Consider the following 15,695-nt stretch of genomic DNA (forward strand, 5'->3'; position numbering starts at 1 on the left):
GTGGGTCACTCCCGCGCCACCGCGTCGCAATAGCCCGTCTGGCAGGTAGTTCCATTCATGGATGATCTTCTCAGTAGCACGTTCAAAGAGCTCCGGATCCTGCTCGCCTTAATCCAACATCCAACACGGATTGACGATCTCGAACAGCTCAGCAAAGCCCTGGCGCAGTTTTTCCCGCAACTGGCGGCGCTGCCCACGGGTGCCTGGCATAAACTCATCAGTCAGGCTGAAAATTACACTCTCGTACTCTGCAGCGACGGCTTCTGCGTCAATCGCGACGAGTACAGTGAAGTCAACGCCCGGGCTTTCCTCGGCCAACGCAAACACGCCGCCGCCGCCGACATTATCGCCCGCGTGCTCGCCAGCCAGGCCGATGCCCAGCAGGGCCAATTGCGCCTGGCCCGCGATCTGCGCAACGCCTTCTACGCCGGCAATGCCGAGCTGATCAAAAACAGCCTCAACAGCCTGAACCAGAACTACCCGGAAAGCTTCGCCACCGGCGAGGCCTTCCAGTTCATCCTGCCGCAGCTGGATGACGACTGGGTCCTGAATCTCTCCCACGAGCGCCTCGCCATCTGCGCTTGGCAGGTCATACCGCGACTCATCGCGCAGCTGCGCAACGCGCCCCGCTTCCTCAAATGCCTCCTGAACCTCGCCCCGCATCTACCCCAGGCGGCGCTGTTCCCCCTCGCAGACTGGCTGATTCTGCGCGGGCAGTTCAGTGACGCGGAAAAAATCCTCGCCGCCTGCGATGGCGAGGCCAAAAAGATGCGCCAAGCCTGGCTGGCCTTCATCCGCGGCCGTAATTCCCAGGCCATCAGCATGTTCATCGACACCCTCTACAGCATCAGGCACAGCGACAGCGCCCCGGATTACTACTTTCAGACCGTCGGCGGTATCTTCCTCATTTTCGCCTTCATCAAAGACAATACCGCGAGTTCGCTGGCGGCGGCTGAGAACAACGCCGTGCTGGGCAGCCGGATCAGCAGCTGGTCCTCCGTGTACACGCACTTGCTCGCCTACGTTCGCAAGCGCATCAACCGCGTCGAGGTCATGCCTTGGGATCCGGCCCGCCGCAATGGCGGTCTCCCGGCCTTCTTCCATCTGATCTGCGACTACTGGGAGCAGGGCAGTCTCGGCGACGGGCTGCTAAAACGCGCCGAGACCATCGCCCAAAACGCCGAAGAACAGGGCTACGCCTGGGTCGCCGACCAATGTCGCGAACTCCAACGCCGCCTGCAGCCCGGCTGGACGCCCGGCGCGGCGCCCCGGACCGGCGCCGCCGCGCCCGATCCCAGCGTCCTCTGCATCCTCGACTGCGTTGAGGTCCAGCCGCCCTGGCTGGCCGCCATGGAGCGCTTGGAAGAGCTGCTGAAGAAGCCCGTGGCCGACGCCCGCAGCCGCCTGGTGTGGTTCCTCGATTTTGCCGACGAAACGACGGGCGTCATCAACATCAAGCCCATGGAACAGCGCCAGACCAAAACCGGCAAGTGGAGCAAAGGACGGATCTTTCCGCTCTGCAAATGCGCCCAGACCGGCATCTGGCCGGACTACCTCAGCGCTCAAGACCTCTGGGCCTGTAATGTCATCAGCAAGTCGTTGCAGGAACAGCCTGGCGTCTTGGAGAGCAACCCCAGTTCTTTCGTCTGCCAGGAGGCCATCAAGGCCCTCGTCGGTCATCCCCTGCTTTTTTGGGATGAACAGAAGTCGTCGCCGATCAGTTGCGTGCGCTGCCAGCCCTACTTGCACATTCGCAATCTCGCAGATCAATTCTGCCTGCGACTGGTGCCGACGCCACCATCACCCGGCCACATCGTCATCGCCAAGGACAGCGACGCGGCCCTGCGCGTCTACAGCTTCAATGAGCAGTATGTCCGCCTCGCCGAAGCCCTCGGCGAAGAGCTCGTTCTGCCACCAGAAGCGCAACGAAACCTGCCCGATCTGCTTGACAAACTCAGCGGCGACTTCATGCTGCTGTCCGATATTCCCCTGGACGTCCTTCGTGGCGCCACGGCCAAGGCCGCCGAGATGCCCTATCTGCGCCTGGCGCCGATGGATCAGGGCCTCAAAGCCGAGCTGCTTTTCATGCCGTTCACAGACATTGGCCGTTTCTACCCGCCAGCGGCCGGCCCCATCGAACTGGTGATCAATGACAACGGTCGACAGCAGCGCATCCGGCGTGACGTCGAACGCGAGCGGGAGCTCGCACAGCAAATTCTGGCGTCCTGCCCCGCGCTGCAGGATGCGGCGACGGGACCGCATGACTGGGCCTGGACCATCACCGCCCCCATGGCCTGTTACGACTTCGCCCTGCAGCTCCACGACGTCGCCAGTCTCTGCCAGATCCAATGGCCGGAGGGGTCGCACCTGAAAGTCAGCCGCGCCATCACCATTAAGGACCTCGTGCTGCGCACCCAGCGCCAGAATGACTGGTTCGCCATCAACGGCGAAGTCCGCGTCAACGAAAATCTCACGCTGTCCCTGCAGGAAATCCTCCACGCCGCCAAAAACCGCCAGGGCAATTACATCACGCTCGAAGACGGCCAAGTCATCGCCTTGGCCGACAACTTCCGCAACCGCCTGGAAGAACTGCAGAATCTCGGCGAGCTGCGCGGGGATCATTTCCGCCTGCACCGTTTCAGCCTGCCCGTGGCGGACCAGCTGCTGGCCGAATTCAGCGGTTTCGAACGCAGTGCTGACTGGCAGCAGCACGTCGGCGCCATCGCCGCGGCCATGCAGCTCACTCCGGCGTTGCCGGTGGAGCTCCAGTCGCGTCTGCGCAGCTATCAGCGCGAGGGTTTCACTTGGCTCAGTCGGCTTGATGCGTGGGGCGCCGGTGCCTGTTTGGCTGACGACATGGGCCTGGGCAAGACCCTCCAGGCCATCACCATGATGCTCAGCAAGGCCACGGAAGGCCCGGCGCTGGTTATTGCGCCCACCTCCGTATGCCATAATTGGCTCCTCGAATGCCAGCGCTTCGCGCCGTCGTTGCAGGTGTCCATCTTCGGCAACGGCGACCGCCAGCAGCAGCTGGCCGACATGGGCCCCGGGCAGGTCCTCATCTGCAGCTACGGGCTCCTGCAAAGCGAAAATGCCGCCTTCCAGAAAGTCCGCTGGCGCATTGCCGTCCTCGATGAAGCGCAGGCCATCAAGAACTACCAGGCAAAACGCTCACAGGCCGCCCTCAAAATCAACGCCCAGTTCCGCATGGTCACCACTGGCACGCCCGTCGAGAACAACCTCAACGAGCTGTGGGTGATCTTCCACTTCATCAATCCCGGGCTCCTCGGTAGTCGCGACAGCTTCCAGAAACGCTTCGCCGCACCCATCGAAAAAGAGAACAACCGCGCGGCCGCCCAGCAGCTCAACGCGCTGCTCCGGCCTTTCCTCCTTCGTCGCCGCAAAGACCAGGTGCTGCTCGAACTGCCGCCCAAGACCGAAATACCCCTCTACGTCGAATTGTCGGACAGCGAACGGGCCTTCTACGAAGCCCTGCGCCGCGAGCTGATCGCAGAGGTGTCACCGCACCGCGAAGAGAACTCCACCCAGCTGCGCATTCGCGTGCTCGCGGCTATCACCAAGCTGCGGATGGCCGCCTGCAACCCCCGGCTCGTCCAGGCTGGCCTGGACATCCCCAGTGCCAAAATGGGCGCCTTCACCGAGTTGCTCGACGAGTTGCTCGCAGGCGGCCACAAGGCCCTCGTCTTTAGCCAATTCGTCCGGCACCTCGATCTGATCCGACCGCTGCTTGACGAAAAAGGGGTGCGCTACCAGTATCTTGACGGCAGCACCAGTACCAAAGACCGCAGCGCCGCTGTCGAGGCCTTCCAGGCCGGCAAAAGCGATTTGTTCCTCATCAGTCTCCGCGCCGGGGGCCTCGGCCTCAATCTCACCGCGGCGGATTACGTCGTGCATCTTGATCCGTGGTGGAATCCCGCCGTGGAAGACCAGGCGTCTGACCGCGCGCACCGCCTGGGCCAGACCAAGGCCGTCACCATCTACCGGCTCATCGCCAAGGACACCATCGAGGCAAAAATCCTCGAGCTGCACCAGCATAAACGCGACCTCGCTGACCAGCTCCTCGCTGGCAGCGATACCCCCGGGGCTATCTCCGCCGATGAACTCGTCCGGCTCCTCACCGAACACTGAGGATAGCGGCTGGGCGTTTTTATGGACGCCATGGACGCCATGGACACCATGGACACCATGGACGCTATGGACACCGCCAGTCAGTCCCCGGTGTCCAAACAGTCCACAACCAGTCCCCGGTGTCCAAACAGTCCACAACCAGTCCCCGGTGTCCAAACAGTCCACAACCAGTCCCCGGTGTCCAAACAGTCCACAACCAGTCCCCAGTGTCCAAACAGTCCACAACCAGTCCCCGGCGTCCAAGGCGTCCATCCCCATGGTCCAGAAAGTCCCCACGGTCCAACCCATGGGATCATGCCTCATGAGTCCGTGAGTCCTCGCCCCAGCGCAGCGCCAACCGGTCCCTGAAGTCCAGGAAGTCCCCGTGGTCCCATTCGTCCTTTGAGACCGGCCATGATCAATCACTCCTATGAAACTTGCCGCCTCGTTAGCCTCCCATATGTGCGGCGGCGGGCCGTGGGTTTCCTGCAAATTGTCCCAGCGGAGCGCCGGGTTGTGCACTGACCGATTAAGTCTCGCGGCCGTGGAGTGGGCGTCTCGCCCACTCCGACAAGACGGCTCATTACACCGTCCTCGTCATCCACGCCGACCGTACCCGGCCCGTCTCCCCCGCCGCACGAGCCGCTGCTACTCTGGGCCTGCTATAACTCCGCTGCCGCAAAGGTCGGCGGATATCAAGGTCCAATGGCTAGGTGGCGGTTGGCCGTGGGTTTCTTGCAAATTGTCCCCGGTGTTTTCCCCACCGGGGTGGTTACTCCTATGAAACACGCCGCTTGATTAGCCTCCCATATGGGCGGCGGCGGGCCGTGGGTTTCCTGCAAATTGTCCCCGGTGTTTTCCCCACCGGAGTGGTTACTTACCGATTACGTCTCGCGGCCGTGGAGTGGGCGTCTCGCCCACTCCGACAAGACGGCTCAATAAACCGTCCTCGTCATCCACGCCGACCGTACCCGGCCCGTCTCGCCCGCCGCATGAATAGTTACTCCTATGAAACACGCTGCCGCAAAGGTCGCGGAAATCAAGGTCGGATGGCTGGGCGGCGGCGGGCCGTGGGTTTCCGGCAAATTGTCCCAGCGAAGCGCCGGGGTGTACACTGACCGATTACCCCTGGGCGCGGATTTTTACGCCTTCGCGTTCGTGTTGGCGTTTGACGACGATGACGGGGCAGTCGGCCTGGTCAAGCACGAGCTGTCTTTCCACGCTGGACAGGTCTTTTTGCACGGAGCTGTCTTTCCAGCCGCAGATGATGATCGCGTCGACCTTGCGTTCGGCGACCAGTTGGAGGATGCTCTGGTGGAAACGGCCCTTGCACATGATCGTTTCGACCTCGACGCCGGCCTTGGCGCCGGCGTCCTGCACGTGGATCAGCACGCGCCGGCCCTTGCGCTCCAGGTCCTCTTCGAACTCTTCGCGTTCTTCCTTGACGAAGATGCGCATCTGCATGAGGTAGTCCATCACGGCGACGTCAATGACGAATGCCGCCAGTAACTCGCAGGACAGATTGGCCGCCAGGCCGACCGCGAACTGTGCCGCGTCCTGCGACGGTTGTGAGCCATCCACAACCAACAATGCCCGTCGCATGACTGCCGGCGCAGCCGGCGCGGGTTGGTCCTCACCCGCCGACTGATCATTTTTGCCGTTTTTCTGCGAGCGTCCAAATAACATCATTGGCCTCCAACTTGTTGCTGCTGTTCGGCACGATGCCGTGCTCCGGGGCGGTTCATGGCGTCGTATCCGGTGCGTCGCCGTCGCTCAACTGCGCCTGTTCGGCGGCTTCGGCGGCTTCGGCGGCTTCGGCGAGGCGCTTTTTGACCATCTTCATGGTAAAAAACGAATCGAGGTCTTTGCCTTCGAGGACCTCGCCGATGTAGCGCAGGGTATCTTTGTAGTTCGGGATGAAAATATGTTCAAGAGCATTGACCCGGCGTTGGGTCTTTTTCAGTTCGCGGGCCAGGAGCCACACGGCGGTTTCCAGTTCAGCGAGCTTCCCGGCGCTTTCCAGCAGCGCGAGAAAGTCAATCATGGTCTGGTCCACGAGCGAGTCCGTGTCGGCAAAGCCGTATTGCGAGCGGAAGGCGCCCTGTTTGACGCTGAGCGTCGGAATACGGATGCCGGCCACGACACGCGTGTCAGAATGTACATCATGTTCGTAATTTATGCCATTGGCGATATTGCGCATGTGGTAGTAGCCGTTATGCGATGCGGCTTTGCGCAGTGTCGCGTAGGCCTTGTGCCGACGCTGGGCCAGCTCCTGCTGCACGACTTTGACGCGGTCGAGGAGCCGCATCAGCTCCATGACCAAGATCTCGCGCTTCTGCTCCAGCAGGGCAAAGCCCTCGCTGGTCATTTTCAGACTGCGCTTGAGATTGAGCTGGTTGCTCTTGGTTGGGGCGATGTTCAGACGGCTCATGCTGTTTTTTCCTGATCACGCACGCTGTTCACGGTTTGAATACCGTCGTTGCGGTGTTGCCTTGGTCGTAGTACTGCTTGAGCTCTTCCTCGCTTACCCGCAGCAGCTCCGCCCGCGGCAAGATCTTGAGCACGTCCCAGCCCAAGGCGAGGGTCTGCTCAATGCTGCGGTTCTCGTATTCGCCCTGGGCCACCACGCGGTTCTCAAAGGCGTTGCCAAATTTGACGAAGAGCTTGTCCACCGGGCTGAGTTCTTCCTCGCCGATGACTGATGCGAGCGCGCGCACGTCCTTGACCTTTGAGTAGGCGGCGAAGAGCTGCGAGGCGACATGCGGGTGGTCGTCCCTTGTCCGGCCTTTGCCGATGCCGTCCTTCATCAGGCGCGACAGGGACGGCAGGCCCGCCACCGGCGGGTAGATGCCGCGCTGGAACATGTCGCGCTCAAGCACGATCTGGCCTTCGGTGATGTAGCCAGTCAGGTCCGGGATGGGGTGGGAGATGTCGTCGCTGGGCATGGTCAGGATCGGCATCTGGGTGATACTGCCGGCGCCGCCGCGCAGGCGCCCGGCGCGCTCGTAGAGGGACGCCAGGTCGCTGTAGAGGTAGCCCGGGTAGCCTTTGCGGCTGGGAATCTCGCCGCGCGCCGTCGCGATCTCGCGCAGGGATTCGCAGTAGTTGGACATGTCGGTGATCAGTACCAGTACGTGCATGCCCTCGTCAAAGGCCAGGTATTCGGCCAGAGTCAAGGCCGAGCGCGGGGTGATCAGCCGCTCCACCGACGGGTCGTCCGCCAAACTCAGGAACATCGCCACGTTGTTGAGCACGCCACTTTGCTCGAAGGAGTCAATGAAAAAGCGCGCGACGTCGTGCTTCACGCCCATGGCTGCGAAGACGATGGCGAAATCCACGTCCTCGTTGAGCAGCTTGGCTTGCCGGGCGATCTGCGCGGCAATGCGGTTGTGGGGCAGGCCGTTGCCGGAGAAGATCGGCAGCTTCTGCCCACGCACCAGCGTGTTCATCAGGTCGATCGCCGAGATGCCCGTCTGGATGAAATCCCGCGGGTATTCCCGTGCGTAGGGGTTCACCGGCAGGCCGTTCACGTCGCGCCGTTCAGCGCGCAGCAGCGACGGCAGGCCGTCCTTCGGGCGGCCCAAGCCGTCAAAAATGCGCCCGAGCATGTCCTTGCTCACTGGTATGCGCAGGGACGAGCCCAAAAAGCGTGTGCGGGTGCCGGCCGGCGACAGCGCGTCTGAGCCGCCGAAGACCTGCACGACTGCGCTGTGGGACGTCACGTCCAGCACCTGGCCCAGACGCAACTCGCCATTGGGCGCCGTGATCTCAACCAGCTCGTCATAGGCGACATTGCTGACGCCGTCGACAAAAACCAGCGGGCCGTCGATATTCTTTACCCCGCAGTATTCGAGACCGGCCATCTTCATGCGCGGAGGCTCCTTTCCAATGCATCCAAGCCAGTGCTGATCTGCTGTTCCAGCGCTGCCATGGTCTGCGTGTCGTCATTCTTGATTTCGCTTTTCATGCGCATCAGCCGTTCCAGGCCGGGCAGGCCGTGGATGTCTGCCAGCGTCGCCCCTTTCTGGATGATCACCAGCGTCCGCGTCGCAAATTTCACCAACAGCCGCATCATCCAGCTCTGTTTTTCTGGCGAGCAGTACATATCGATGTCATCGAAGGAATTCTGCTGCAGAAAGGCGTTTTTGATGATCTCGGCGGTGAAGAGGGTCAGGCGCTGCGAGTCGGGCAGGGCGTCAGGTCCGACCAGCTTGGCGATGTGCTGGAGATTGCTTTCCTCCTGGAGGATGTCCATGAGGATATCGCGGTTGTTCTTCCAGTTGTGGTCGTGGTTCTTCCACCAGTCGGCAATTTCCACCAGGTACTCGCTGTAGCTGTTGCGCCAGCTGATCGCCGGGTAATGCCGGGCGTTGGCCAAATCCCGGTCCAGTGCCCAGAAGCAACGGATGAAGCGGCTGGTGTGCTGCGTCACCGGCTCGGAGAAATCGCCGCCGGGCGGCGACACGGCGCCGATGACGGACACCGACCCCTCGCCGCCCTGCAGGGTTTCCACCCGGCCGGCGCGTTCGTAGAAGCCTGCCAGGCGCGCCGGCAGGTAGGCCGGGAAGCCCTCGTCCGCCGGCATTTCTTCCAAGCGGCCGGAGAGTTCGCGCAGGGCTTCCGCCCAACGCGAGGTCGAGTCGGCCATGATGGCGACGTCGTAGCCCATGTCGCGGTAGTATTCCGCCAAGGTGATGCCCGTGTAGATGCTCACTTCGCGGGCGGCCACCGGCATGTTCGAGGTGTTGGCGATGAGGATGGTCCGTTCCATCAGTGACCGGCCGCTGCGCGGGTCGACCAGCTCGGGGAATTCCCGCAGCACTTCGGTCATTTCGTTGCCGCGTTCGCCGCAGCCGACGTAGACGATGATCTGCGCGTTGGACCACTTTGCCAACGCCTGCTGGGTCATGGTCTTGCCCGTGCCAAAACCGCCCGGGATCGCCGCCGCGCCGCCTTTGGCGATGGGGAAGAAGGTGTCGATCACGCGCAGGCCTGTCAGTAGCGGCTCGGCCATCTGCAGGCGCGCGCGGACCGGTCGCGGTTCCCGCACCGGCCAGTACTGGAACATGGACAGCGGCCACTCGCGGCCATCGGCATCACGCAGGGTCGCGATCGTCTCGGTGCCGCGATAATCGCCTTCGGTCGCGATGCTCAGCAGCTCGCCGCTGATGCTCGGCGGCACCATGATCTTGTGCAGGATGCTGAGCGTCTCCTGGACCTGCCCGAAAGGCTCGCCCGCCTGCAGGCGCTGCCCAACAGTCGCCAGCGGCTGAAAGTGCCAGCTCTTCTCCGTGTCCAGCGGCTCGGCCTTTTCGCCGCGCGCGATCATGGCGCCGCTCTGCGCCGCAATGCGGTCCAGCGGCCGCTGGATGCCGTCGTAAATTGTGCCCAGTAGGCCGGGGCCCAGCCGCACCGACAAGGGCCGGGAGCTGCAGCGTACCGCTTCGCCGGGTCGCACGCCGCTGGTGTTCTCATAGACCTGGATGGTCACCGCGTTGCCGCGCACTCGAATGACCTCGCCAATCAAATGCAGGTCGCCGACCTCGACCACTTCGAGCATGCCGGCATGTTCCATGTGCCGAGCCTCCACGATCGGGCCATTTACCCGCGTGATCTCACCGAGGCGCTCGCTGCTGTTCTTTTTCACTGTATCGCCGGGCATGTTCTTCTCCACTAATCCTGGTCATGCGGCCGCCGTTGCCGGCTGCCGGGTGTCGCATCGCATCGGGTGCCTGCCGCCGCCATCACTGGCAGGCGAGGCTCCGCAGCTCTTCCCAGAGCCGTTTGAGGCGGACGGCGTAGCTGTTGTCAAAGCGCCGACGGCCATCCGCCGAGCTGATAATCAGGCCGCCGCGCTGGGCCGGGGCCGTCCGCACCGTGTAGCGGCTGGCATCGTTAGCACCAAAGAGCTCACGGGCCTGCGCCACCAGCCACTCGGGGGTGGCCTGCGCCGCATCGGCGGGGCCCACTACGACCTCGCAGTCGCCGGGGCCAATCGCCGCCAGGGCTTCGCGCGCCAACAGCGTCAGCGACCGCGCACGGTCAATGCCGTCGCTGCGCTCGACCGCGGCCAGCGCCTCGCGCAAAAAACCCGCCAGGCACGACTCGCTGGCCAGCAACCAGCGCCGCCGCGTTTCCTGCTGGATGTCAACTAGTATGGACCGGCATTTCATCTCAGCCTCCGCCGAGGCCTCCGCGAGGCGCTCCTGGCGGTTGCGCTCGATTTCTTCGGCGGCCTGTTGCAGCGCCTTGTCGGCATCATTGTTGGCTCGGGCGATAATGCGCTCGGCACGCGTCTTGGCGTCGCTGAGTATCTCGGCCTGTAATTTGTCTTCCTGGGGATTCATCGCGCTGTCCCTGGTACTGATGACTGATCGGGGGAGGGGTGAATGTTTTCTGTCGTCGTGCATATCAGTTGTCCTGGACGATACGGATGCCAACGGCTTCGTAGATGAGTTCCTGGAGGCTGCGGCGTTTGCCGCGGGGCCCCCAGATATCCTGCATGACGGCGAGGTACGGCGGTTTGGAGCTGAGGCGGTGGGCGGTCACGTCGTCTGCCAGCATGTCTTCGACAGCCTCGGTGATCAGCAGCACGCCCTTGCGGTGGTTGGCGATGGCGGCCTTGAAAGCCACGCGGGCTTCTTCGGCCGTCTCGACCACGTCGCCGCTCAGGCCAGCAAAGCGGTAGCCCAGCACGGTGTCGGCATCGCCGATAATATGAAATCCCATACTCGCTGTCTCCTCATGCCTGTACGGCCGTCACGCGAACGCGTCGTCGTCAGATCTTGAAGACCAGGAAGAGGCTCACCAGGAAGCCGAAGAGGGCGATGCCCTCGCCCAGACCCACGAAGGCAATGGCCTTGCCCAGTAATTCCGGCTTCTCCGCCGCGGCACCCATGGCCGCCGCGCCGACTTTACCGACCGCAAAGCCCGCGGAGAGACTGCCGACGCTCATGGTCACGGCAATCGCGTAGAAAATCGCGGGGTCGACTGGCGCCTTCGCCACGCCGGCGGCCGCTTCGGCCACCGCCGCGTCGCCGCTGGCGTAGGCCATGCCGGCCGTCACCAGGCCCAACAGGAACAAGCCGGTTTTGCCGGCGCGGACGAGCCTTTGGAACGTGTGCAGATTCATGCTTTCTTTTCTCCTTTGTTGTCCTTCTCGGCGGCCTCGGCAGCCCCGTCCCCAATCTGGAAAGGACTGTAGAGGACGCCACCACCAGAAAAATACTTACTGAACAATTCGTAATACTCAAGACGCACACCCTGTATCATCGCCACCATGCCCTCGAAGGCAATCACCAGCACGTTGCCGAAGATGATCACCAACAGCGACAGCGCGCCGCCCATGGGCAGCTCCTTGAGCATGTTCACGATGGAATAAATCGCCAAGCAGAGCGCCGCGTGACTGATGGCAAAAGCGCCCACGCGGACAAAGGACACCGTGCCGCTGATGTAGCCCGTGAAGGTCTCCATCAGTTCGATGCAGGACTCCAGCACGACTTCCAGTAGGCTGCCGTGTTCTTCGCCGTGCTCGTCGTCAGCATCGCTCTTGTGGGCACCATGACGCCGATAGTGCTGCAACAGCAGTTGCACCGGCTTGCCCACAAAGAGCAGCACCAGCGGCAGCGCCAACACTACCAGCTGCCAGGCCGACACCTGCCCCGTCAGCGCCACCGAAATGCCAATGCCCAGCGCCAGCCAGTAGAATAACAGCCCGAGAACTCCAAAGCGGTCAAAGACACTCTCAAAATAGTGTCGCGCCATATAGCGGTTGATGATGTTGATGATGATCGCGACGCTCGTAAAGACGATGCCGACGCCGACCGCCACCAGCAGCAGCTTGCGAATGTCCTTCTCCGCCAGTGGACTGAGCCACAGCGGTGGAAATATCTCGTGGTTCTCGTAACCGAAGCAGCTGCCGTAGAGCAGTCCAAAGACCGCCGCGCTGATGCCGCAGGTGGTCAGCAGGAAACCGACGTCCCGCAGCATCTCCGGCAGGCGCCGTTTGCTGTAATGCAGCCACAGACCAATCAGCGCCAGCACCGCGCCCTGCCCGAAATCGCCGAACATGAAGCCGAACAGCACCACGAAGGACAGGCCCACGAATAGGGTCGGGTCGAGCTCGTTGTAGCGCGGGATGGCAAAATTAGTCACCAGCATGCGGAAGGGCCGCAGCCACGCCGCGCCCTTGAATTGCACGGGAACGGTCTCCAAGCCGGCCTGGACCAGCACGTCGTTGCCGGCTTCAATGACTTCGACGACGCCAGCGCCGTCCGTGTTCTCTTCCACGATCTGGCGTACTTTCTCGACCTGGTCTTTCGGTGTCCAGCCCGAGATGCAGTAGAGGTGCGATACGCGGCCAAAATGCTTCTGGGCGCTGTGCACGGCCTTGAGGCCCCGCAGCTGCGTCCGCATCGCCAACAGCACGCCGCCGTATTCCTCGCCGAGTTTGAGGACGCTCAAGCGGCATTCCTCAAGCTGGCGATGTAACTTCTGCAGTTCGTCTTCGACATGCTGGCGCTCTTCTGCCGCGCTGCCGCTGACTTCCGGCGGGGCCTCAATGGCCGTAAAGCCGAACTTGCGCAGCTCTTCCTCGACCGCCCAGCGGTTTTTGCGGGACGACAGCACCAGCACGTTGCCGTCCTTGCCCTCGGCGGGCAGCAACAGCGCTCGTTCGCCCATGACCATGCTCGCGCTGGGCAGCACCGACGGCGCAATGCGGCCCGTGATCATGTAGAAATGCGACAGATTGCGCAGCGCCTCCAGTCGCACTTTCTGCAGTGGGTAGCCGGCCAGCAGCGTGCTTTCCAGACTGAGACTGCCAGAATCGCTGATGAGCTTGTTGAGCGTATCGTCCTGGACCTTGAAGCGCTCGTGGATTTTGCCCAGCAGGGCTTCCATGTCCTTCAGGTCCATGTTCTCCAGCTGCGGCGCGCGTGCGTCGCTCTCGACGCCGAGGGCTTCGATCAGCCGGTCGCAGCGCTCCAGCAGACGGTCGACCGTGCGCTCGTCCTTGTCCTGGTTGACATTGGACAGCAGCTTTCCCCGTGACTGGTTCACGGCGTCTACCAAGTGCACCAGGCCGCGCTGGCCAAGAATCCTGGTCATCGCGGTGACGTGCTTGCTCAGTACCAGGATGTTCACTTTGCACATTTCTACCGGCCTGAACATGATCACACTCCAATCATCATGTCTTGCATGTCACGCGGCGGGATGGCAAAATGCACCCCCTCGTACACACGCCCAATGTTCAAGGTCTCAAAACGAAGCAAGAAGGGATAGGCTACAATGGACAGGGCGGGGCGATTATAATCCCGGAACAACGAATACACATAACGATACAGGTAATTCCACAGCGCATTCTCGCACAGATAGAGCTCGGCCGCCGCAAAAGGCTCCAGCAGTTCCCGGAAGTCTTTCGGCAGGCCGTGTATCGTGCGGGCCACGCCGCCGTTGGCGGCCACCAGCGCCGTCAGGTCCTCCGGCTTGAGTTGCTCGCCGTCGTCAATCCAATAGCCGGCCATCTTCTCCGGCTCGAAGTGATAGAGATAGACGTCCCGCAGCAGGATGGTCACGTTGATGATGTCGATATTGCGACGCACTGCCTGCACCGCCTCCCGGCGGATGTCCAGCGGCGTCCGCCCGGCCAGGCGCAGCAGGTCGCGGTAATGCACCTTGTCAATCTGGCACTCCGCCGTCATCATGTCGTGGTCGCGGTCAAGCTGCCGCACAATGTCGTCAAGGTGATCTTCCGGATCAACCACCGGCAGGTGCCGCACAAAGGCCTCAATATTCGGCGCCTGCAGCAATTCATCAACCGGAAAAGCCGGATGCTGCGGCAATTCAACCAGCAGATAGTTGATGTCGGTCTTGTTCTCGGGGAAAAAAAAGTAATGCAGGACGGTTTTGACGTCGTCGTAGAAAACGCGGTCAATCAAGGCGCCATAGAACAGCGCGGTGGCGTCGTCAAGCTGCGCCTGGATGGCCCCGAGCTGCTTCATCTCGCGCAGAATGAGATTTTTGTGAAAAGCGCTGCGGCTGCTCGCGTCAAGGCCGAAGTTGCGCAGTTCCCGGATCAGATTTTCCGTCGTGCCGCTGCTCGTCAGTCGTTGCAGCGCCTCGCCTTTGACGGCATTGGCCCACATGCCATGCAGCTTGGCAAAAAGAAAATCGTGGCTGGCGTTGGTGGCGAGTACTGGCATGGCACGGTCATATCAAGAAAAAAGAGGGCGGTGGTGAACGTATCGCGGTGGGACTTTCCGGCGGCATGCGCTTACTTGTCGCTCGGGTAGGCTAAGGCCTCCTTGACCTCGCGGAGGCGCCGGTCGAGGCCCTGATGGAATGCCTTGAGCTCAATGGCGTGGCGTTTGTCGGCCTCGGCAAGCGCCTTGTCGCGCTCGCTGCGCGCCGTCGTCAGGCGCGCCGACAGCAGCGCTTCGTATTCTTTCGCCAGCGCTTGCTGGGCCTGGACCTTCTCGTCGTTGATCTGCTGGCGACTCGCCGTCAATATCTGCTCGGCTTCGCGCTCGGCGGCGGCGACGATCTCGTCGGCCTGCTCTTCAACCAGCAACATCCGCTTGAGAATGTCGTCCATGGTGTTTACTCTTCACTTTTGATGATCTGCAGGATATCACGGGCGCTTGTGGCGGCGCGGATCTTCTCGGCAAAACCCGGTATGGAAAACAGCCGCGAAATCTCGGCCAGCGCCAGGATATGCGGGCCGGGGTTGCCCAGTTCGGCAAAAATCGTGATCACGATGTACACGGGCTCGCCATCCAATGAGTCGTAGTCCAAACCGCGTTTGGAAACGCCCAGCGCCATCAGCAGCCCGTTGGCCTCGGCAAGCTTGCCATGCGGCAGCCCCAGCCAGCGGGATATGCCCGTCGACATCTTGTTCTCGCGCTCCACCAACGCCTCGACGGCGGCAGTGCTGTCCGTGATTAGGCCGTCGTTGACAAAAAGCTGCACCATCTCCGCAAATAACTCGGGCTTCTCGGTGGACTGGAGATCGAGCTTGATCAAAGATGGCGTGAGTAACTCGGATATTTTCATGCTTGTACCTGCCAAGTAAGTCGTTACAACTGAGGCCGGCGACCTCGTGAATTTATAACCGGTAATATAGCGCCGAATTCACAAAAAATGAGCGTGAAAAGAAGTAATTGATATTGGTCGGTTCCAGGGGACGACTGGGACCGTGGGGACTGATTGACTGCTGCGCACTGGGGCGAGGACTCACTGACTCATGAGGCATGATCCCATGGATTGGACCGTGGGGTCTTTCTGGACCGTGGGGATTGACGCCCGACGCCTTGGACTGATTGGGGACTGATTGGACTCCTGTGAGCGCACGTCTCCCGATGCGTCCACTCGCGCGCACGGCATCCCTTGCCGCGAAGCGGCAGAAGCGCTGAAAGCGCGACACATACCAGCCCAGGGCAAGCACGCTGAAAGCGTGCGCCGCCCTGGGTAATTCGCCATTGTTCTCGTGTTCCTCGGCCTCTCTGGCCCCAGTCGGCGAAGCTGACTGGGGCCAGAGAGGCAATGGAACGATGTGTCTTTCCTGGGGT

General features: G+C 62.0%; 13 protein-coding genes. 1 reads left to right on the forward strand and 12 read right to left on the reverse strand.

What is annotated here, in order from left to right; genetic code table 11:
* Window positions 1-57 precede the first annotated feature (57 nt).
* Complete coding sequence (locus tag J3R75_RS09045) at window positions 58-4,149, forward strand: DEAD/DEAH box helicase (protein WP_307261204.1); 4,092 nt, start codon at window positions 58-60, stop codon at window positions 4,147-4,149.
* Window positions 4,150-5,063: 914 nt separating this feature from the next.
* Here the strand turns inward: J3R75_RS09045 and J3R75_RS09050 are convergent.
* The 12 genes from J3R75_RS09050 to J3R75_RS09105 form a co-directional block, all read right to left on the reverse strand.
* On the reverse strand, window positions 5,064-5,243 hold the full coding sequence (locus J3R75_RS09050; protein WP_307261205.1) for a hypothetical protein: 180 nt from the start codon (window positions 5,241-5,243) through the stop codon (window positions 5,064-5,066).
* Window positions 5,244-5,250: 7 nt separating this feature from the next.
* Window positions 5,251-5,817 carry a universal stress protein gene (locus J3R75_RS09055; RefSeq protein ID WP_307261206.1) on the reverse strand — a complete coding sequence of 189 codons (567 nt, stop codon included), beginning with the start codon at window positions 5,815-5,817 and terminating at the stop codon, window positions 5,251-5,253.
* Between the two features lie 52 nt (window positions 5,818-5,869).
* Window positions 5,870-6,559, reverse strand: coding sequence for a V-type ATP synthase subunit D (locus J3R75_RS09060; RefSeq protein WP_307261207.1), 690 nt, complete (start codon window positions 6,557-6,559; stop codon window positions 5,870-5,872).
* A gap of 28 nt (window positions 6,560-6,587) precedes the next feature.
* Window positions 6,588-7,991 (reverse strand): V-type ATP synthase subunit B, encoded by a 1,404-nt coding sequence (locus tag J3R75_RS09065; RefSeq protein WP_370882392.1) that lies wholly within the window; start codon window positions 7,989-7,991, stop codon window positions 6,588-6,590.
* A gap of 2 nt (window positions 7,992-7,993) precedes the next feature.
* The gene (locus tag J3R75_RS09070; RefSeq protein ID WP_307261209.1) at window positions 7,994-9,790 is read right to left on the reverse strand and encodes a V-type ATP synthase subunit A; all 1,797 of its coding nucleotides are present in this window, start codon (window positions 9,788-9,790) and stop codon (window positions 7,994-7,996) included.
* An 82-nt stretch (window positions 9,791-9,872) separates the two neighbouring features.
* Entirely contained in the window at window positions 9,873-10,538 is a 666-nt protein-coding gene (locus tag J3R75_RS09075) for a V-type ATP synthase subunit E (protein ID WP_307261210.1), read from the reverse strand.
* A gap of 1 nt (window position 10,539) precedes the next feature.
* A complete protein-coding gene (locus J3R75_RS09080) occupies window positions 10,540-10,857 on the reverse strand; it encodes a V-type ATP synthase subunit F (protein WP_307261211.1) in 318 nt (105 codons plus the stop codon).
* Between the two features lie 49 nt (window positions 10,858-10,906).
* Window positions 10,907-11,260 (reverse strand): ATP synthase subunit C, encoded by a 354-nt coding sequence (locus J3R75_RS09085; protein WP_307261212.1) that lies wholly within the window; start codon window positions 11,258-11,260, stop codon window positions 10,907-10,909.
* Entirely contained in the window at window positions 11,257-13,299 is a 2,043-nt protein-coding gene (locus J3R75_RS09090; RefSeq protein ID WP_307261213.1) for a V-type ATP synthase subunit I, read from the reverse strand. Before J3R75_RS09090 ends, J3R75_RS09085 begins: the two co-directional genes overlap by 4 nt.
* Window positions 13,300-13,301: 2 nt before the next feature.
* Entirely contained in the window at window positions 13,302-14,330 is a 1,029-nt protein-coding gene (locus J3R75_RS09095; RefSeq protein ID WP_307261214.1) for a V0D/AC39 family V-type ATPase subunit, read from the reverse strand.
* 71 nt (window positions 14,331-14,401) lie between these two features.
* Entirely contained in the window at window positions 14,402-14,722 is a 321-nt protein-coding gene (locus J3R75_RS09100) for a hypothetical protein (RefSeq protein WP_307261216.1), read from the reverse strand.
* Between the two features lie 5 nt (window positions 14,723-14,727).
* A complete protein-coding gene (locus J3R75_RS09105) occupies window positions 14,728-15,180 on the reverse strand; it encodes a PTS sugar transporter subunit IIA (protein ID WP_307261217.1) in 453 nt (150 codons plus the stop codon).
* Window positions 15,181-15,695 lie beyond the last annotated feature (515 nt).

Source organism: Oligosphaera ethanolica (assembly GCF_030814695.1).
GTDB classification, from domain to species: domain Bacteria; phylum Verrucomicrobiota; class Lentisphaeria; order Oligosphaerales; family Oligosphaeraceae; genus Oligosphaera; species Oligosphaera ethanolica.

What these genes read in the sequence shown, in the direction of transcription:
- J3R75_RS09105 (WP_307261217.1), bottom strand. Translation starts at nt 15,180, where the DNA reads ATGAAAATATCCGAGTTACTCACGCCATCTTTGATCAAGCTCGATCTC.
- J3R75_RS09080 (WP_307261211.1), bottom strand. Translation starts at nt 10,857, where the DNA reads ATGGGATTTCATATTATCGGCGATGCCGACACCGTGCTGGGCTACCGC.
- J3R75_RS09100 (WP_307261216.1), bottom strand. Translation starts at nt 14,722, where the DNA reads ATGGACGACATTCTCAAGCGGATGTTGCTGGTTGAAGAGCAGGCCGAC.
- J3R75_RS09075 (WP_307261210.1), bottom strand. Translation starts at nt 10,538, where the DNA reads ATGCACGACGACAGAAAACATTCACCCCTCCCCCGATCAGTCATCAGT.
- J3R75_RS09060 (WP_307261207.1), bottom strand. Translation starts at nt 6,559, where the DNA reads ATGAGCCGTCTGAACATCGCCCCAACCAAGAGCAACCAGCTCAATCTC.
- J3R75_RS09045 (WP_307261204.1), top strand. Translation starts at nt 58, where the DNA reads ATGGATGATCTTCTCAGTAGCACGTTCAAAGAGCTCCGGATCCTGCTC.
- J3R75_RS09055 (WP_307261206.1), bottom strand. Translation starts at nt 5,817, where the DNA reads ATGATGTTATTTGGACGCTCGCAGAAAAACGGCAAAAATGATCAGTCG.
- J3R75_RS09085 (WP_307261212.1), bottom strand. Translation starts at nt 11,260, where the DNA reads ATGAATCTGCACACGTTCCAAAGGCTCGTCCGCGCCGGCAAAACCGGC.
- J3R75_RS09070 (WP_307261209.1), bottom strand. Translation starts at nt 9,790, where the DNA reads ATGCCCGGCGATACAGTGAAAAAGAACAGCAGCGAGCGCCTCGGTGAG.
- J3R75_RS09090 (WP_307261213.1), bottom strand. Translation starts at nt 13,299, where the DNA reads ATGTTCAGGCCGGTAGAAATGTGCAAAGTGAACATCCTGGTACTGAGC.
- J3R75_RS09065 (WP_370882392.1), bottom strand. Translation starts at nt 7,991, where the DNA reads ATGGCCGGTCTCGAATACTGCGGGGTAAAGAATATCGACGGCCCGCTG.
- J3R75_RS09095 (WP_307261214.1), bottom strand. Translation starts at nt 14,330, where the DNA reads ATGCCAGTACTCGCCACCAACGCCAGCCACGATTTTCTTTTTGCCAAG.